This window comes from Janthinobacterium amylolyticum (assembly GCF_051380655.1).
GTDB lineage: Bacteria > Pseudomonadota > Gammaproteobacteria > Burkholderiales > Burkholderiaceae_D > Janthinobacterium.
This window is the reverse complement of the sequence record NZ_JBNYXL010000006.1, coordinates 425,183-443,557: the sequence shown is the minus strand read 5'-3', so window position 1 is coordinate 443,557 and position 18,375 is coordinate 425,183. Positions and strand designations below refer to the sequence as shown.

General features: G+C 64.3%; 16 protein-coding genes. 8 read left to right on the top strand and 8 right to left on the bottom strand.

The window, feature by feature from the left end; genetic code table 11:
• Positions 1-201: IS3 family transposase (locus tag ACQ4WR_RS15655; protein ID WP_436488319.1), on the top strand; the 201-nt coding region annotated here is incomplete at its 5' end.
• Between the two features lie 96 nt (positions 202-297).
• On the opposite strand, the gene ACQ4WR_RS15650 is transcribed toward ACQ4WR_RS15655, so the two are convergent.
• From ACQ4WR_RS15650 to ACQ4WR_RS15640, 3 genes are all read right to left on the bottom strand, one after another.
• A complete protein-coding gene (locus tag ACQ4WR_RS15650; protein WP_436488317.1) occupies positions 298-858 on the bottom strand; it encodes an outer membrane beta-barrel protein in 561 nt (186 codons plus the stop codon).
• A 168-nt stretch (positions 859-1,026) separates the two neighbouring features.
• The gene (locus tag ACQ4WR_RS15645; RefSeq protein WP_436488315.1) at positions 1,027-2,523 is read right to left on the bottom strand and encodes a sensor histidine kinase N-terminal domain-containing protein; all 1,497 of its coding nucleotides are present in this window, start codon (positions 2,521-2,523) and stop codon (positions 1,027-1,029) included.
• Positions 2,520-3,242: a response regulator gene (locus ACQ4WR_RS15640; RefSeq protein WP_102294620.1), complete on the bottom strand. Its 723-nt coding sequence runs from the start codon at positions 3,240-3,242 to the stop codon at positions 2,520-2,522. Before ACQ4WR_RS15640 ends, ACQ4WR_RS15645 begins: the two co-directional genes overlap by 4 nt.
• Before the next feature lie 214 nt (positions 3,243-3,456).
• Between ACQ4WR_RS15640 and ACQ4WR_RS15635 the strand changes: the two genes are divergently transcribed.
• The 6 genes from ACQ4WR_RS15635 to ACQ4WR_RS15610 all read left to right on the top strand — a co-directional run bounded on the left by ACQ4WR_RS15635 (position 3,457) and on the right by ACQ4WR_RS15610 (position 10,649).
• The gene (locus tag ACQ4WR_RS15635) at positions 3,457-4,515 is read left to right on the top strand and encodes a porin (RefSeq protein ID WP_436488313.1); all 1,059 of its coding nucleotides are present in this window, start codon (positions 3,457-3,459) and stop codon (positions 4,513-4,515) included.
• Between the two features lie 3 nt (positions 4,516-4,518).
• On the top strand, positions 4,519-5,505 hold the full coding sequence (locus ACQ4WR_RS15630) for a Bug family tripartite tricarboxylate transporter substrate binding protein (RefSeq protein ID WP_436488311.1): 987 nt from the start codon (positions 4,519-4,521) through the stop codon (positions 5,503-5,505).
• A gap of 41 nt (positions 5,506-5,546) precedes the next feature.
• Positions 5,547-6,644, top strand: coding sequence for an ABC transporter substrate-binding protein (locus tag ACQ4WR_RS15625; protein WP_102294606.1), 1,098 nt, complete (start codon positions 5,547-5,549; stop codon positions 6,642-6,644).
• A 69-nt stretch (positions 6,645-6,713) separates the two neighbouring features.
• Positions 6,714-8,504, top strand: a complete 1,791-nt coding sequence (locus ACQ4WR_RS15620) for an ABC transporter permease (protein ID WP_436488309.1) — start codon at positions 6,714-6,716, stop codon at positions 8,502-8,504.
• 22 nt (positions 8,505-8,526) lie between these two features.
• Positions 8,527-9,600 carry an ABC transporter ATP-binding protein gene (locus tag ACQ4WR_RS15615; protein WP_102294608.1) on the top strand — a complete coding sequence of 358 codons (1,074 nt, stop codon included), beginning with the start codon at positions 8,527-8,529 and terminating at the stop codon, positions 9,598-9,600.
• 2 nt (positions 9,601-9,602) lie between these two features.
• On the top strand, positions 9,603-10,649 hold the full coding sequence (locus ACQ4WR_RS15610) for an AbrB family transcriptional regulator (RefSeq protein ID WP_436488307.1): 1,047 nt from the start codon (positions 9,603-9,605) through the stop codon (positions 10,647-10,649).
• 6 nt (positions 10,650-10,655) lie between these two features.
• Here ACQ4WR_RS15610 and ACQ4WR_RS15605 read toward each other — a convergent pair whose 3' ends face one another.
• The 3 genes from ACQ4WR_RS15605 to ACQ4WR_RS15595 are packed head-to-tail and all read right to left on the bottom strand — an operon-like array spanning position 10,656 to position 12,300.
• Positions 10,656-11,438, bottom strand: coding sequence for a DUF2145 domain-containing protein (locus tag ACQ4WR_RS15605; protein WP_436488305.1), 783 nt, complete (start codon positions 11,436-11,438; stop codon positions 10,656-10,658).
• 5 nt (positions 11,439-11,443) lie between these two features.
• Positions 11,444-11,854: a hypothetical protein gene (locus ACQ4WR_RS15600; RefSeq protein ID WP_146012512.1), complete on the bottom strand. Its 411-nt coding sequence runs from the start codon at positions 11,852-11,854 to the stop codon at positions 11,444-11,446.
• A gap of 26 nt (positions 11,855-11,880) precedes the next feature.
• Positions 11,881-12,300 (bottom strand): hypothetical protein, encoded by a 420-nt coding sequence (locus tag ACQ4WR_RS15595; RefSeq protein ID WP_436488303.1) that lies wholly within the window; start codon positions 12,298-12,300, stop codon positions 11,881-11,883.
• Between the two features lie 150 nt (positions 12,301-12,450).
• Here ACQ4WR_RS15595 and ACQ4WR_RS15590 point away from each other — a divergent pair, with 150 nt between their 5' ends.
• Positions 12,451-13,194: a helix-turn-helix domain-containing protein gene (locus ACQ4WR_RS15590; protein ID WP_102298280.1), complete on the top strand. Its 744-nt coding sequence runs from the start codon at positions 12,451-12,453 to the stop codon at positions 13,192-13,194.
• 227 nt (positions 13,195-13,421) lie between these two features.
• On the opposite strand, the gene ACQ4WR_RS15585 is transcribed toward ACQ4WR_RS15590, so the two are convergent.
• Positions 13,422-14,948: a DUF3999 family protein gene (locus tag ACQ4WR_RS15585; RefSeq protein WP_436488301.1), complete on the bottom strand. Its 1,527-nt coding sequence runs from the start codon at positions 14,946-14,948 to the stop codon at positions 13,422-13,424.
• Positions 14,949-14,974: 26 nt separating this feature from the next.
• Complete coding sequence (locus ACQ4WR_RS15580; protein ID WP_436488299.1) at positions 14,975-18,208, bottom strand: DUF2339 domain-containing protein; 3,234 nt, start codon at positions 18,206-18,208, stop codon at positions 14,975-14,977.
• Between the last annotated feature and the right edge of the window lie 167 nt (positions 18,209-18,375).

Below are 18,375 nucleotides of genomic sequence, written 5' to 3'. Positions count from 1 at the left end.
AATTGTCTTGACAACGCTGCCATGGAAAGCTTCTTCGCTGTGCTCAAGACAGAGTTCTTCTATCTGAACAAGTTCAGCAGCATCGAGGAACTACAGCGCGGCATCAAAAAGTACATCCACTACTATAATCACGATCGTATCAAGCTTAAGCTAAAAGGGCTGAGTCCCGTGCAATACAGAACTCAGCCCTGGGCAACCTAGCAAACTAAACCGTCCAACTATCTGGGGTCAGTTCACTGCAGCCGGTTTTTTATACGCCGTTAATAACGGCTTGATTCTGATTCACGCAAGCGTAAATTAGAACTTGTAGCGCAGGCCGATCGACAGCAGGTCGGCTTTCAGTTTCATGCCATCCTGGCTCAGCGTTTTGCCGAAGTTTTCATATTCAGCAACGGCCGACAGGTTTTTATTGATGTTGTAAGCAGCGCCGATGCCGAACAGGGCAGCGGTTTTGTTTTTCGACTCGCTGGCGTTGAAACCGATCAGGTTCAATTTAACTTTGGTGTGGTTTTGCGTTACGCCAGCTTTTGCAAACAGCGAGAATTGTTCGTTCAGTGGCAGCGTGCCGGTGGCAGCGACGTAGAAAGCGCTGGTTTCCATGCTCAGCGATTCCTTGCCTTCGCTTTCTTTCAGTTTGCCGAAATTGACGTAGCCAGCTTCTGCGCCGAAGTTAGGTGTGAAGTCGTAGCCAGCGTAAGCTTTAAAGCCGGTTTTGTTTTCTTTGCCCGACACGTCGTCGCCCGACAATTTCAATTCCGAACGGCCGACATTCGCGCCAACATAAATGTTTTCAGCTTGTGCGAACAAAGGGAATGCCAGCGCGGCGCCAACGACTACTGCAAACAATTGCTTTTTCATATTCATCCTAGATAATTAATGCGGGGAGACTGTCTCGCCGCTTAATGGGAGCCGAATTGTATAGGGCAGAATATGTTTATGTAAGGCAATTATCTAAAAAGTATTAGAAATAAATTATGCGTTGTTTTTAAGCAACAAAAAGTATTGAATAAATATCGGCGCCGGTCTTTATACCGCTCCACTGAACTTCACGCTGACCTTCAGCCCATGCCCATTCGCCGCCGTCGCCAGTTCCAGCCGGGCACCGTGCAGGGCGGCGATGTCGCGCACGATGGCCAGGCCCAGGCCGGCGCCGCCGGGGTTGCTCTCGAGCGCCGCGCCGACCCGGTAGAACGGTGTCAACACGCGCTCACGCTCGGCCGGCGCGATGCCCTTGCCGCTGTCTTCCACTTCCAGCACGGCGCCGTATTCTTGTCCGCTCGCCGCCTGCGCGGCGCGCACGCGCAGGATTACGCTGCCGCCGTGCGGCGTGTAGCGCAGGGCATTGTCGACCAGGTTGGCGACCAGTTCATGCAGCAGCAGGGCCTGGCCATGCACGGGTGCGTCATCGGGCGCTTCCAGCGACAGGTCGATATGCCTGCCGACGGACACCATGGCCATTTCCAGCCCCACCTGCTGTGCCACCTCACGCAAGGGCACCGTTTCCATAGCCAGGTTCTCGCCGCCATGCTCGATGCGCGCCAGCGTCAGCAGGCGGTTGGCCAGCAGCACGGTCGAATCGGTGGTGGCGGCGATCGAGCGCACGATGTCGCGCAGCGCGGCCACGTCCTGCGCCGCAGCGCCTTGCCGGTCGCACGCGCGCAAGGCCAGTTCGGCCTGGGTTTTCAGCACCGTCAGCGGCGTGCGCAGCTGGTGCGAGGCGTCGGCGATGAAGCGGCGCTGGCTGGCGATCAGCTGCTGCAGGCGCGACATGGAGCCGTTCATGGCGCTCACCAGCGGACGCATTTCCTTGTGCACCAGCGTGGGATCGACGTCGGACAGGTCGGACAGGGCGCGCGTCTCGACTTCCGTTTTCAAGCGCATCAGCGGTTGCAGCACCAGGCGCACGGCAAACCAGACGAGTGCCGCCATCACCAGTATCATCGCCGCCTGCCAGCTCAGGGTATCGAACAGGATCTGGTTCGACAGGCCGCGCCGCGCGTCCAGCGTTTCGCCTACCTGGATCAGGGCGATGCCGCGCATCGAATCGTCGTACACGGGCTGCAGCAGGGCGGCGATGCGGATCGGCTTGCCGTGGTAATCGGCGTGGTAGAAGCGCACCAGGGCCGGATAATTCTGCGAGCGGGGCACGTTTTTCGGCACCGCCGGCAAGTCGCCATAGCCCGACACCAGCTCGCCGTTGATGCCCGTGACCTTGTAGTAGATGCGCCCCAGCGTATCGGTCTCGAAGCTGTCGAGCGCCACGTACGGCACCTCGGCCACCACCTTGCCGCCGACGATGGAGACGCGCTCGGCCAGCGCGCGCGTCGACGCCAGCAGCGAGCGGTCATACGCCATGTCGGCCGCGTCGAGCGCATTGCGGTAGACGAAAAAGGCGTCGAGCAGCACCAGCATCACCAGCGGGATGAGCAGCCAGCGCAGCAGCTGGCTGCGCAGGCTGCCCAGTGGCCTGCCATGCGCGTAGCGGCGCAGGCGCTCGGCCAGCGGCTGACGGGGCACGTTCATTTTGGCGCGGCTGGCGCCATGGCCCTGCGCGGCTGCAGCAGGTAGCCGATGCCGCGCAGGGTGGTGATGACGGCGCCGTCGGGCGAACCGCTTTCCACGCCGTTCTCGAGTTTCTTGCGCACGCGGTGGATGTACAGTTCGATGGCATCCAGGTTGGCGTCGTCGGCCAGCGCGAAGACTTCGTCGAAGAGTTTTTCCTTCGACACGGCGCGTCCGGAACGCGTGATCAGCGCTTCGAGCACGGCATGTTCGCGCGGCGTCAGGGCCAGCGCCGCGCCGCTATAGCTGAACATGCGCGTGACGGTGTCGAAACTGAGCGCGCCGCAGGTATGCACCAGCGCTTCGTTACCCTGGCTGCGGCGCAGCAGGGCTTTGACGCGTGCTTCCAGTTCGGCCAGCTCGAACGGCTTGGCCATGTAGTCGTCGGCGCCCAGGTTCAGGCCCTGCACTTTTTCATCCAGGCCGCCGCGCGCCGTGAGTATCATGACGGGGGTCTTGCCGCGCGTGCCGCCGCGCGCGCGCAGGCGGCGCAGCACGTCGAGGCCATCCATTTTCGGCAAGGTCAGGTCGAGCAGCACCAGCGAATATTCCTGCGTGTGCAGCAGGGCGTCGGCATCGGCACCGTTGTGGGCCGTCTCCACCGTCAGGTGCGCGTCGCGCAGGGCCTTTGCCAGCCAGTGCGACAGCTCCAGATGGTCTTCCACTAATAATATGCGCATGGTCTCCGCCATTCGTTTGAATTGGTGCAGTGTAAGCCTGCCGGGGCGTTGCCGACAGGGGCGTGCATGAATATGTTTGTACCGCTTGTGGCTGGCCGGCGACACCTGTCAGTCTGAAAGCGAATTGAAAGGATCGCGCTCATATAGTGTGATCCTGATTCACGAAGTTGATCAGGCATATCACCAATAACTATATCTGAGGGAGACACTCTACATGAAGAAAACAGCATTCTCGCTGGCCGCCATGGCGGTAGTCGCCGCCGGCAGCGCCCAGGCCCAATCGAGCGTCACCCTGTATGGCCGTCTTGACGCCGGCATCAGCAATACCAGCAATGCCGGTCCGAACAAAAGCTCGATGACGCAAGTGAGCTCGGGCGGCATGAACACTTCGCGCTGGGGCATCCTGGGCAGCGAAGACCTGGGCGGCGGCCTGAAAGCCGTGTTCAATCTGGAAGGCGGCATCCTGGTCGACACGGGCGCGGCTGACGGCGCGCTGTTCAAGCGCCAGGCCAACGTAGGCCTGGAAGGCGCGTTTGGCCGCGTCGTGCTGGGCCGCTCGTTTACCACCGTGTACGACTTCGTGCTGCCCTTCGACCCGATGGCGTACGCGCCTTTCTATTCGTGGGCCACTTCGGCCAACGCCACGGGGCCCAGCAAGTACGGCATGACGACCGCCTTCGACAACATGGTCAAGTATTCGGGCAAGACCGGTGGCTTCAGCTACGGCGCATCGTACGGCTTCGGCGAGCAGACGACGGGCAGCTCGGACAGCGCCAAGCTGTCCACGGCCGTCACCTATAAAACGGGTCCTGTCAGCCTGCTGGCCACGTACGAGCAGGTCAACGGCAATACCGTTCCCGGTGGCGCGCGCGACAAGACCACGGTCTACCACCTGGGCGCCATGTACGACGAGGGCCCGTGGAAGGTGCAGGCGGCGGCGCGCGACTACAAGCTCGACCCGGCAGCGGCCGGCAAGGCCGATGTGCGCGGCACCCTGTACTGGGGCGGCGTCAGCTACAAGACCACGCCGGTCGTCACACTGACGGGCGTGATCTACTACCAGGACGTGAAAAACGTGGCGTCCAACCTGGATGCCGATCCGATCATGTACGTGGCGCGCGTGCGCTATGCCCTGTCCAAGCGCACCGACCTGTATGTGGCCGGCGCCTATGCCAAGGCCAAGCACAATCAGCTGGTCAGCCTGTCGCGTGACGACGCCGGTTTCGGCGACACGCAGCGCGGCCTGATCGCCGGCATCCAGCACCGCTTCTAAGCCATGGCCATGCTGCGCTCCCTGTTCCTGTCCCTGTGCTGCCTGCTGCCCGCCATCGCGGCGGCACAGGCCCCCGCGCCCGCGCCGGCCGAATGCGTGGTGCCGTCCAAGCCGGGCGGCGCCATGGACCTGACCTGCAAGCTGGCGAAAAAAAGCCTGGCGCAGGAGGGCGTGGCGGGTGCCGCGGCGCCGATGCGCATCAGCTATCTGCCCGGCGGCATCGGCGCCGTGGCCTGGCATTCGATGGCGTCGCAGCGCCGCCGCGCCGAGGCGAACACCCTGGTGGCCTTTTCGGGCGGTTCGCTGCTCAATCTGGCGCAGGGCAAGTTCGGCAACGCCAAGGCCGGCGATGTGCGCTGGGTGGCGGCTGTGGGCGCCGACTACGGCATGATCGCCGTGCGCAGCGATTCGCCCTACAAAAGCCTGGCCGACCTGATCGCAGCCTTGCGCCAGCATCCGGACAAGGTGCTGATCGGCGTCTCCGGCACCATCGGCAGCCAGGACTGGCTGAAGATGGCGCTGGTGGCGCGCCACGCCGGCATCGACCCGAAAGTGCTGCGTTTCGTGGCACTCGAAGGCGGCGGCGAAGTGTTCACGGCGATGCAGGCAGACTACGTGCAGGTGGTCTCGGGCGACACCTCCGAAGCCACCTTGAACGCCAGCGCCAACCACGCGCGCGTGCTGGCGGTGCTGTCGGAAAAACGCCTGCCCGGCGTGCTGGCCGGCGTGCCGACGGCGCGCGAGCAGGGCGTCGACGTGGTCTGGCCCATCATCCGCGGCGTGTGGATGGGGCCACAGGTGCCCGAGGCGGACTACCAGCGCTGGGTCGCCACTTTCGAGCGCGCCATGGCCACGCCGCAATTCGCCGAATGGCGCGCGCAGGCCGGCCTGTATCCATTCGCCCTGACGGGGCCGAAGCTGACGGCGTATGTGCGCAAGGCCGTCGACGAGTATGCCAGGCAGGCGACTGAACTTGGCCTGATGCGTTGAACGACAACTTATTAAAAACATTGACAGACGGAGACAACCCCATGCAAACCAAGACCCTGCTTCAAGCCGCCATTGCCACCGCGTTCGCCAGCCTGGCCGGCGCCGCCTTCGCGCAAGTGCCGCCCGGCTATCCGGCCGACTACCAGAAGATCATCGACGCGGCCAAAAAGGAAGGCAAGGTGGTGATTTACAGCGCCACCGACAGCAAGGCCGCCGCGCCTTTGATCAAGGATTTCAGCGCCCTGTATCCGGGCATTTCGGTCGAATACAACGACATGAATTCCACCGAAGTGTATAACCGCTTCATTTCCGAAGTGGCCGCCGGCGGCAACACGGCCGACGTGATGTGGTCGTCGGCCATGGACTTGCAGATGCGCCTGGCCTCGGACGGTTATGCATTGAAATACAAATCCGTGGAAGCGGCGAAGATCCCCGGCTGGGCCATGTGGGATGACCAGGCCTACGGCACCACGTTCGAGCCGGCCGCCATCGTCTACAACAAGCGCCTGCTCGACCCCAAGGAAGTGCCGAAGAACCACGCTGATTTCGCCAAGCTGATCACGACGCCGAAATTCAAGGACAAGGTCACCACCTATGACATCGAGAAATCGGGTGTCGGCTTCATGTTCATGTCGCAGGATGCCAAGGAGTACCCGCAGTTCCTGGCCCTGCAAAACGCCTTTGGCACGGCCAAGGTGCGCGTGCAGTCGTCGACAGGCACCATGATGGAGCGCATTTCGTCGGGTGAAAACCTGATTGGCTACAATGTGCTGGGATCCTATGCCCTCGTGCGCGCCAAGACCGATCCGTCGATCGGCGTGGTGCTGCCCAAGGATTACACCCTGATCCTGTCGCGCGTGCAGTTCATCAACAAGAACGCGAAAAACGTCAACGCCAGCAAGCTGTGGCTCGACTACATCCTGTCGCACCGGGGCCAGACCATCATCTCGAACGGCGCCAAGCTGTTTGCCATCCGCGCCGACGTCACGGGCGAAACGACGTCGGCCGACCTGATCAAGGAAATCGGCGCGGCCAATGTCAAGCCGATTCCCGTGCATCCGATCATCCTGCAATTCCTGGGACCGGCCAAGCGCATGGCGTTCCTGAAGCAATGGAAAGAGACAGCCGGCAAAAAGTAACGCCGTCCTGGCCGTCCGCAGGCGCGTGCCTGCGGACGGATGCCGCACCCTACATTCATTGGATTCATCATGCAAACTGCCATCTTGCCGCTGCCTGCACGGTCGCGCTCTCCCCTGTCGCGCCTGAACTGGCCGCGCGGCGTGGTCGTGGCGATCACCCTGGTCGCCATTTTCCTGCCGCTGTTCCTGATTTTTTACCAGAGCTTCCTGAACGCGCCGTTCTTCATGCCGGTGCGCGAATTCGGCTTTGATTCCTACCGTTTCATCTTCGATGATCCCGATTTCTCGATGGCCTTCAAGAACGGCCTGATGCTCGCCTGCGGTCTGACCGTGATCGCCGTGCCGCTGGGCGGCATGCTGGCCTTTTTGATGGTGCGCACCGATTTGCCCGGCCGCAGCTGGGTGGCGCCCATGCTGCTGGTGCCGATCTTCGTCTCGCCGATGGTGATGGGCTTTGGCTACGTCGTCTCGATGGGGCCCGTGGGCTTTTACTCGACCTGGGCCAAGGAATTGCTGGGCTTCGTGCCCTGGAATATCTATTCTTTCACCAGCATCGTCATCATCGCCGGCCTGACGCACGTGCCGCACGTCTACCTGTATGCATCGTCGGCGCTGAAAAGCCTGGGCTCGGATGTGGAAGAAGCGGCCCGCGTGGCAGGTGCCTCGCCGATCCAGGTGATGATGAATGTGTCGCTGCCGATGATCATGCCGGCGCTGGCGTATGCGGGCGTGCTGGTGTTCTTCCTCGGCTTCGAGGTGTTCGGCCTGGTGCTGGTACTGGGCGATCCGGAAGGCCACCTGGTGCTGCCGACCTATCTGTACAAGCTGACGAATAAACTGGGTACGCCGTCCTACCACCTGATGGCCGCCGTCGCCGTCTGCCTGGTGATGGTGACCATGCCGCTGGTGATGATACAGCGCTGGCTGCTCAAGTCCGCCAACAAGTATGTGTCGATCAAGGGCAAGGGCGCGCGCAGCAAGGCCATGCCGCTGGGGCGCTGGAAGTGGCTGGCGTTCGCGCTGCTGGCCGGCTGGCTGATCTTCACCATCATCCTGCCGCTGACGGGTATCGTGCTGCGCTCCTTCGTGCAGTACTGGGGCGAGGGCGTGCACCTGGCCGACGTCCTGACCCTGCAGCATTTCCGCGACATCTTCGACCAGCCGTCGCTGGTGCGCGGCATCGTCAACACCATCCTGATCGGCGTCGTCGGCGGCGCGCTGGCCGTGGGCTGCTACAGCTTCATCGCGCTGGCCATGCACCGCAAGCAGGACGGCATCACGCGCCTGCTCGACTACAGCGTGCTGGTGCCGCGCGCCGTGCCGGGACTGCTGGCCGGCCTGTCGTTCCTGTGGGTGTTCCTCTTCGTGCCGGCCTGGCTTGACGGCATATTGAAAGGCATGGACAACGGCGTGGCCCTGTGGCTGAGCGGCCATGCGATCCCCGTGCTGCGCGAACTGCGCTCGACCATCTTCGCCCTGTGGCTCGCGTATTCGGTGGTGTGGATGGCTTACGGCATGCGTCTGATTTCCACCGCGCTGCTGCAGGTGGGGCCGGAGCTGGAAGAGGCGGCGCGCGCCGTCGGCGCCAGCCGCGGCCAGGTGACGCGCGACGTCACCCTGCCGCTGATCAAATACGGCTTGCTGGGTGCGTGGCTGATGGTCTTCCTGATTTTCGAGCGCGAATACTCGACGGGCGTGTACCTGCTGTCGCCGGGCACGGAAGTGATTGGCGCCATGCTGGTATCGCTGTGGGCCGGCGGCTCGACCGACCTGGTGGCGGCGCTGTCCTTCATCAATATCACCCTGGTGGCCATCGGCCTGGGCATCGCGCTGCGCTTTGGCGTCAAGCTGCATAACTAAATACAAAGACTGAGACCACATCATGAATGAATTGACCGTCAATGAACTGTACCTGGACTACGGCACCGGCGCTTCCGCCAACCAGATCCTGAAGGGTGTCTCCATGCACCTGAAAAAAGGCGAAGTGGTGGCCCTGCTGGGGCCTTCGGGCAGCGGCAAGACCACCTTGCTGCGCGCCGTCGCCGGACTGGAAAGCCCGAAGGCGGGCACCATCGAGATTGGCGAGCGCAATGTCTACGATGGCGCGAAACACTTCGAGATGCCGGCCGAGCAGCGCAACCTGGGCCTGGTGTTCCAGTCGTATGCGCTGTGGCCGCACAAGACCGTGTTCGACAACGTCGCCTACGGCCTCAAACTGCGCAAGATGGGCACGAGCGATATCGCCGGGCGCGTGAAGGAGGTGCTGACGCAACTGGGCCTGGGGCATTTGGGCGAGCGCTATCCGCATCAACTGTCCGGCGGCCAGCAGCAGCGCGTGGCGATTGCGCGCGCGCTGGTGTACAACCCGCCCGTGATCCTGCTCGACGAACCGCTGTCGAACCTGGACGCCAAACTGCGGGAAGAGGCGCGCGCCTTTTTGCGCGAACTGATCGTACGCCTGGGCCTGTCGGCCCTGATGGTGACGCACGACCAGGGCGAGGCGATGGCGATCTCGGACCGCATTTTGCTGCTCAATAACGGCAAGATCGAGCAGCAGGGCACGCCGCAAAGCATGTATGAAACGCCGGACACCCTGTTCACGGCGGAATTCATGGGCAGCAATAACCGCCTGCCCGGCAAGGTGGTACAGCGCGAGGGCAGCGCCGTGCGCTTGCAGATCGATGGCGCCAGCATGCAGGGCGTGGCGCGCGGCGCCAATGCGGGAACGGAAGTGACGACCATGATCCGCGTCGAGGAAGTGAAGATCAGCGCCACGCAGGTGGACAACGCCATCGAATTGCCGCTGCTGACCTGCATGTACCTGGGCGACCGCTGGGAATGCCTGTTCGAGCGCGGCGGCGCCGATAACATCAGCCTGCGCGCCTACTCGCGCCACAAGCTCGAGGCGGGCAAGTACTGGCTGCATATGCCAGTCGACAAGCTCTGGGTGTTTTAACGGTGCTGTGGTGGCCGCGCTGGCGCGCTTTCGGGGCGGCACTGGCCACCGGCCTGGCGGGCGCCGCCATCTGTCTGTGGCTGCATACGCCGCTGCCGTGGATGATCGGCCCTCTGTTCGCCACGGCCGCGTTGCGTCTGGCCGGGCGGGAACTGGCCTGCCCCGTGCGCGTGCGCGAAGCGGGCCAGTGGGCCATCGGCACGGCGCTGGGCCTGTATTTCACGGCGCCCGTGCTGGCCGTGCTGCTGGACTTCACGCCGTGGATCGCCGGCGCCGTGCTGTTCGCGCTGGCGCTGGGGGCGTGCGGCGCCATGCTGCTGCGGCGCCTGTCCGGCGTCGACAGCGCCACCGCCTTCTTCGCCATGGCCGTTGGCGGCGCGTCGGAAATGGCCGTGCAGAGCGAGCGTCATGGCGCCGACGTGGGCAAGGTGGCCGCCGCGCACAGCCTGCGCATGATGCTGGTGGTGGCGACCATTCCCTTCGGCGTGCGCTACTGGGGCAGCCATGGCCTGGCCGAAGGACACGAAACCTTCGTGCCTGGCGCCGCCCTCGTCGATCCTGCCGGCCTGGCCGCGCTGGTCTGCATCACCGTGCTGGCCGCCCTCGCGTTCAAGCGGGGCAGGCTGCCGAACGCGTGGGTCATCGGCCCGCTGCTGGCGGCCCTGCTGCTGACGGCCTGCGGCATCCACTTGTCGCGCCTGCCTGAATGGATGATACGCGCCGGCCAGCTCTTCGTCGGCATCGCGCTGGGCACGCGCTTCAGCCCCGCTTTTTTGCATGCCGCTCCCCGCTACCTGGCCAGCGTCGCCTTGTGCAGTGTCTTGATGCTGCTGCTGGCGGCCGCCTTCGGGCTGGGGCTGTCGTACTGGCTGGGCATCCATGCTGGCACCGCCATCCTGGCCACTTCGCCGGGCGGGATTGCCGAAATGTCGCTGACAGCCAAGACCCTGCATCTGGGCGTGCCGGTGGTGACCGCGTTTCATGTGGCGCGCATGGTGGTGCTGGTGCTGGCGATCGGCCCGCTGTTCCGCGTGCTGCAGCGGGCTTGATAGAGCTTAGTTGCGCACCACGATTTCCTGTATCTGCGGTTCGCGCTGGCGCAGGAAGCGGGTGATGGAGTCGACGCTGACGACGTCGATCTGGCGCGTCATGCGGCGCTCGAAAGGGTGGTCGTCAAAAGCGATATTCGCGCGGAACATGCGCGCGCCCAGGCGCGTGGCGGCGGGTATGCTCAGCGTTTGCGGCGCGTAGCTGGCGCTGCGCAGCCAGCCTTGCGCTTCGGCCCGCGTCTCGATCTTGCCAGGCGCGTTGCTGGCAGCGGCCAGCAGTTCCAGCACCCACTGGTTCGAGTTCTGGTACTTGGTGGAAAACGGGTAGGCCAGCATATTGTAGTGTGCCTCATGCAGGCGCTTCGGCGTGCTCGACGCCAGCAGGCGCGCCAGTTGCTGCTGCGTATCCTGGCCGGGAATCAGGATCAGGGATTCATACATGAACACATCATCCATGAAGAAATTGCCCAAGCCTTCGTTGAACAGTGACGATTGCGCCGTGCCGCATTCATTGAGTTCATGCACCACCAGCCAGCGCCCTTGCGGGTGGTCGCGCCAGGCCAGCGCCACGTGCGAATAGCGCAAATTGTACTTGGACAAGTCCTGGCCGACGCGCGCCACCAGCGCCACTTGCGCGCCCGAACCATCGAGCGCCTGCAAGGTCTTTTGCGCCAGCTCCATGGACTTGGCGAGAGTGGTGGCATCGGTGGGTTTTTCCTCGCACGAGCGCCCCGCATGGGCGGCGCCGGCCAGGGCCAGGCTGATGATCATGGCAGTCAGGTATTTCATGGGGTTCACGCTTTCGAGTGATGAAGGATGGCATTGCCGGCCGCATTCGGCACATAGGCGATGGCCTTGCCGGACAGCACCAGCATGTGGCCTGTCGAGACGGCGACCACCTGGATCACCGTGCCGGCCGCCAGCGACAGGCCCTGCGTGGCTTGCTTGCCCAGCTTGACCGACGCCGTGGCGGCCTTCGATGCACCTTTGGCTGTGCTCTTCAGCACGACAATGCTGCCGTCGGCCACGTTTTCCACCGTGTCGATGACGACCTCACCGGCGCTGGCCAGCACGACTATGGAGCCGACCAGCACGATGGCCGACGCCATGCTCGCGTTGTCGGAGGCGCGGGAGCTGTCGGCGTTGGCGGCCTGCGATGTCAGGGTAGCTGCGCACAGCAAGGTCATGGCGAGTATGTGTTTCATGGATGTCCTGTTCTTCTTGATGGGGCTTAGACTTGGGAGTGGTGCAGCAGCGCCTTGCCCAGTTCGTTCGGGATGAAGGCGATGGCCTTGCCGGACAGCACCAGCATGTGGCCGGTGGACAGCGCCACCACGCTGACCACGGTGCCTGCGGCCAGAGACAGGCCCTTGGCCGCTTGCGTGCTCATCTGTATTGACGCGCCACCCGCTTCGGACGCGCCTTTCAGCACGACGACAATGCCTTCACCCACCGTTTCCACGCTGGCAACGACGATCTGCCCGGAGGCGACCAGCATCGACATGGAGCCGGCCACCACGATGGCGGAACCCTGGCTCAGGTTTTGCGATCCTTTCGACAGGTTTTCCGAAGCGGCCGCCTGGGCCGAACCCGCCACGGAGCCGGCCAGCAGCAGCGACAAGGACAAGCAGATGGGTAGCAAGCGTTTCATGGGTGTCTCCTTCTTGATATGCCTGATTGGCAGAGGCATGATTGTCGACTCCAGCATTCCGGTCAATCGGAACGCTACTCGTAGTGGGCAGCCATACCCCAAGTATTACTTTTTGATACTATCTTGGCTTGTAGCAATTAAAGGATAGCCATGCCCCAGACCCATGCCTTGATCGAAGCCTTGAAGCGGCTGTTAAAAGCGCGCTCCCTCACCTATGCCGAACTGGCGCAGCGCATCGGCGTGTCCGAAGCCAGCGTCAAGCGCATGTTTTCGCAGAAACAATTTACCTTGCAGCGGCTGGACCAGATCCTGGTGGCCATCGGCAGTGATTTCCAGCAGCTGGCGCAGGCCGTGCAGACGGCACAGGCCACGCCGACCCTGATCACGGGATTGACGTATGCGCAAGAGAAGGAAATCATCGACGATCCCAGGCTGTTCGTGGTGGCCGTCTCCGCGCTGAACCTGCTGCCGCTGGAACAGATCATCGCCATTTACGACATCAGCGAGGCGCAAGCCGTGAAATACCTGCTGCGCCTCGATAAAATCGGTTTTCTGGAACTGCTGCCGAATAACCGGGTCAAACTGCTGGTGGCGCGCACTTTTGCCTGGATACCGAATGGCCCCATCCACACCTATTTCAAGGAGGTCGCCTATGGTGACTACCTGAATTCCCAGTTCGACGGCGAAACGGAATTGCTGCGCCTGGTGAACGTGATGCTGTCGAAAAAATCCACGGCCGCTTTGCTGGAACGCTTGAAGCAGGTGGCTGTGGAGTTCTCGCAGCAGCACCAGGAAGACGCGCGCCTGCCTGGCAATGAACGTTTGGCCATCAGCTTCATGCTGGCGGCACGGCCCTGGATGCCGCAGACCTTCAAGGCGTTGCTGCGGCAGTGAGCCAGCATTGCTAAGTCAGCGGCAGCCAGCAGCAGTGGGCCAGCAGCAGTAAGCCAGCGGCAGTAAGTCAGCATTAGTAAGCCAGCGGCAGTAAGTCAGCGGCAGTAAATCAGCATTAGTAAGCCAGCAGCAGCAAGGCAGCGGCAGTGAATCTGCTGCGGTAAGTCGGCGGCGGTGAAGCAGCGGACGGCGCGGGCGCGATATCGTTCTATGTCGCTGCCGAGCGCTTAATGCCCCTGCTTGTCGGTGCTGCCTTGTTCCTGCCCTGGTTCTGGTCCAGGCGCCTGCCCACGTTCTTGCCCACGTTCTTGTCCTCTTTCCCGCCCTCGTTCTTGCCCTTCTTCCTGCTTCATCTGCGACAGCAAGCGCCAGGCAAAAAAGCCCAGCACGGCCACGCCCAGCAGCAGCGCGGCCCAGAGGGCCGCCAGGCGCCAGCCCGCACCGTCAGGTGTTTTCGCGACGGGGGCATCGCTGGTCAGCGCCACCACGGTGGCCGCCGTGGCAACAGGCAGCGACAGCAATTCTTCCTGTGTGAAGCCGGGCGCCACCTGCGACAGCGGCAGCGCCGCAGGGCTTGCGCCATTCTTGCCGAAGACCAGTTGATACGGCCCCTTGCCGCTGGCCAGGAACACCAGGTTGGCCGGTGTCCAGCCCAGGCGCAGGACGGAATCGCTGTGCGGATTGCTGCCGCTGTGATATTGCGGCCGCAGCACCCACTGCGTCGTGTGCACGATGGGCATGGCCAGGTCGCCCGAAACCCGTTCCTTGCCATCCATGCTGATGCGGTAGAACGTCGTGTTGAGCAGTGGCTCAAAGCCGGCCGCCTGCGTGGCACGCGCTTGCGGACGCAGGTGCAGGCGCTGGCGCTGGCGCGGCGCTTCGCTTGCCGGGCGATACACGCCCAGGGTGACAGGCATGGACGTGTTGCCCTCGGCCAGCTGCAAGCCGATGCTGTCGGCGGGAATGGCGATCGGCGTTGCATACAGGCGCTCGTCCACGTGCTTGCCCGCCGTCCCCTTCAGTGCGATGGTGGCGCGCGGCGCGGCCATGGCCGTGATACTGACCTGCTGCGCGGCGATGCCGGCGAAAGTGACGGGATCGCCGTACTGCCAGCTCAGCCGCGCATAGCGGAAGGCGCGTGGCGTGAATTCGATACGGTCGTTGGCCAGGGTTTGCGTGTCGCTGTTGCGCAGCCAGTTCAGGGTGGTGGTGGCGATGGCATCCCATTGCTTCAGGTCGTCGCTCACTTCCAGCAGCACTTGCGCATTGTAGTTGTCGGTTCCTGGCGGCAAGGTAAAGCGCAGGGCGCCGATGCGGCTATCCTTGGCGGGCGCGCCAGCATCCAGGATCAGCGCCTGCACGCCAGGCGCCGCACCGGGCGTACTGCCGCCGCGCGCCGTGACGGACAGCAGGCGACCGTCGTTGCCGGTGCGGATCTCCACGCCGTCCAGGTCCGAGTAGGCGGCCGGTGCGCCGGTGATGGGGAAGATACGCACGGGTATCGTGTCGTGCTGCGTGCGCGATTGCGCGGGCGGGGCCGTCAGGGCGAAGGCCAGCGGTTTGCCGCTGCTGTCGAACAGGCGCATGTCGGCCAGGCTGGCCGAGCGCGCGTGCAGGTAGACGTCGGTGGGCACGCTTATGCGGCTCAGGCCGGCACCGGGCCGGGGCGTCAGGGCGATGCTCCAGCGATAGTCCTGCGGCTGGTCTTGCGGCTGCTCCCGGGGCGGTGCTGCCAGCGCGGCACCAGCGAACAAGCATGTGCAAAAGAGGAATGATGGTTTCATGCGGCTCCCGCCTGTGGTTCGGCTGGCGCGGGTGCGGCAGCCTTGGGGAAGGGCGCCAGGTAGCCGATCAGCACCATCAGCAAACCCACGCCCACGAAGGAAACGATGCGCTCGATGCCGCCCACGTTGGACAGGTCGATCAGGAACAGTTTCACGACCACCAGGCCCAGCAGCACGGCGCCCAGGCTCCACTGCTGGCGCCGTTGATGGCGGGCCGCGTGGCGCATCAGCAGTAAGGCCGTGATGCTCCACACCAGCGACAGCATGGCTTGCACGAATTGCGAGGCCAGCATGGCGTCAAAGGTATAGGGCACGCCCAGGTAGTGCGACACCGTGCGCAGCAGCATCAGGTTGAACCAGCCATACAGCAGGCAGGCGGCCACGACGGGCAATCGCGCTTGCCACAGGGCCGGCAGCGGCATCTGGCCCGCTGGCAACAGACGGTAGCTGGCGGTGGCCAGCAGGACGGCAAAGCCCGTGCTCAGGTCCAGCGGATTCAGTAGCGGCAAGTAGGGCAGCGGGGCCATGCCGCCGTCGTCGAGCACGTTCCATGCGGCAATCAGCAGCAGTGACCACAGCGCGCCCAGCGGTATCAGGGTGCGCTGGTACCAGCCGGCGATGGGCGCCACGGGCCAGCCGCCCGCGCGGCAGCGGCGGATCAGCCAGGCCAGTGCCAGCATCATGGCCCAGGCCGGCAAGTAGCGGGCCCAGGCAGGACTGACGCTGTCCTCGTGGCGCGCCAGCCAGCTGTTGACGTGCATGGCGCCCACAGGCCACAGCATCAGCCAGGGCGCCGCCGTGCGCAAGGTATGCAGCAGGCGCAGCACACGCACGTCGAGGTTCCAGGGGGCCTTTGGCCAGGCCAGCAGCAGATATTCGCCGGCGGCCAGGGCGCCGGCCAGTGCCAGCCACGACAGGGCCGTCGGCAGGTAGTCGCGCAGGTACAGCGCCAGCAGCAGGTTGGCGCTCCACAAGCCCAGGCCGATCCAGGCCGGCACGCCGAACCAGCGCAGCTGTGGCCAGTCCAGGCGCCGCGCCAGGATGGCGGACACGGGCGCCGTCACGCTGACGGCAAGCAGATACAGCGCCAGCCAGTGCTCGCCCGCGTGCGGCTGCATGCTCAGGTCGCCGTCAAGCAGGCGCAGCAGCCAGCCGGTGAGCGGCACGAGGATGGCGGCAAACCACAGCAAGCCGCTCCACACCAGCAACGGGCGCGCTGCCAGCGCCAGCAGCGCGTCGCCGCCGCGCGCGCGCAGCGCCAGGAAGCGCGCGCTGGCAAAGGCGGCGCCACCCAGCAGCAGGGCGCTGAGGAAGGAGCCGTCCAGCAGGCTGGCCGGGTGCGCATCCCAGGCCCAGCTGCTGCGGCTCAGCAGCACCATGCCCGCCAGCACCTGCACGGCCAGCAGCAAGGCGCGCGGCGCATGCCAGTCTTCGCGCCGCCCCAGCCATGCCAGCAGGCCTGCCACGCCCAGGGCGCTGACGGTCAGCAGGTTCAGCTGCGTGGCGTTATCCGTGCGCAGCAGGATCTCGTTCCACACGCCGCCCAGCAGCCAGGCCGTGGCGGCCGTCAGGAACAGCACGGACAGGCTGGCCATGAATTCCGGATACAGGTGGCTGCCGTGGCGGCGGAAATTGAAGGTCATCACCAGCGCGGCGGCGGCCAGCAGCAGGCAGCCGAGCCAGAGGTTGGCCTGCAGGGCCGCTGCCGCATCGAGTTGCAGCATGGCAAACAGGAAGGCAATCCACGCGCCCGCCTGTACCAGCAGGCCGAAAGCCCAGGCCAGGGTCTGGCGCTGGCGCAGGCCGACCCAGACGATGCCCGCCCCTTCCAGCGCCCAGGCGGCCGAGGTCCAGCGGCCGTCGAGGGCGAAGGGGATGGCCAGCGTGCCAAACACGACGCCCAGCGCCAGGAACGCTTCGGCCAGCAGCCTGAAGCCGCTCCGGCGCCACAGGGCCACGGCCAGTCCCGTGTAGGTCAAACCGGCGGCCAGGGCGGAAAACGCCAGGCCAAATTTAAAATTCCAGACCAGGCTGTACTGCAGGCCCATGGCGGCCAGCGGCGTGCCGAATACCAAGGTGCCATCGACGTAGTGCTTGAGGCGCGGCGCCTGCCGCGCGCAATAGGCGATGGCGATGCCGATATAGAACAGCACGAACAGGATCAAAAACAGCTGCGTCGACAGGTAGTGCTCGGGCGTATAACGCAGCAAGCCCCAGGCGGTGGCGACGACAAAGGTAAAGCCGAAACTGAGCACGTTCAGGACGCGCCAGGCACGCTTCAGGGCGATGGCAAAGACGCCCGCATTGAGCAGCGCGTAATAGCTGAACAGGCCGATATGGCTGCCGCTGCCTGTCGACACCAGCAAGGGCACGGCAAAGCCGCCGACGATGCCGAACACGGCCAGCCAGACGGCGTTCTGCAGCACGGCCAGCAGGCAGGTAAAGGCCGTCAGCACGAACAGCAGGCCGAAGGCCAGGCCGGCCGGGATCAGTTCGTACAGACGGAAGGCGCCAAACGTCACCAGCATCAGGATCGCCAGCGCCGTGCCCTGCAGCGGCAGGCTGATGCCCGGGCGGCTGGTACGGATGCGCCAGGCCCAGGCCAGCAGGGCGATGTCGGCCAGCGCGATGCCGGCCAGGCGCAGCTCGATGGGCAATGTCACCTGCGCCGCCACGTACTTGAGCAGGAAGCTGACGCCGAGGAAGAGGATCAGCAAGCCCAGCTTGGCGACCAGGTTGCCCGTAAACAGCCAGTTTTTCGCCTTGGCCAGGAGGCCATCGGGGTGCGCGACCCAGGACGGGGTGTTCGGCGCGGCAGGTGGCGAAACCGGCGGCGTGGGTGGCACCGGTGGCGTCGTTGCGACCGGTGGCGCAGGCGCGACGGACGCGGCTGGCGCCGGTGCGGCCATGGCTGCCGATGTTGTCTCGGCCACCTTGATGCCGGCCGCCTGCGCCGCTGGCGCGGGTGGCGGCGTGGCCACCGCTACTGGCACTGGCACTGGCGCAGGCGCAGGGGAAGTGGCCGGCGCAGGGGGCTGCACCACGGCCGCGGTCAGCGGCGTGCCGGCCTGGCCATCGAGCGCTTGCAGGCGCTGCTGGATGCCGTCGACTTCCTTGCGCAAGCGGGCCGTCAGCAATTCCAGATCGGCCACCTTTCTGCGGTACTGCAGCACTTGCACAAAGGCGGTGATCAGTACGCCGAGGATGAACAGCGTTATCAATCCAAACATGGGTCAGCTTTCCTGGAGGGGCGGGGAGTCGGTACCCGCAGTATGCGCACATTACCTTATTATCAAGAAATGGGCGATTTTTGTGATGCAGGGAAAGCTGCAAGGCACGCGGCCAGCATGGCGCTTCGGGGACGCTTGGGTATTGACTAAAAGCAATACCCGGACAT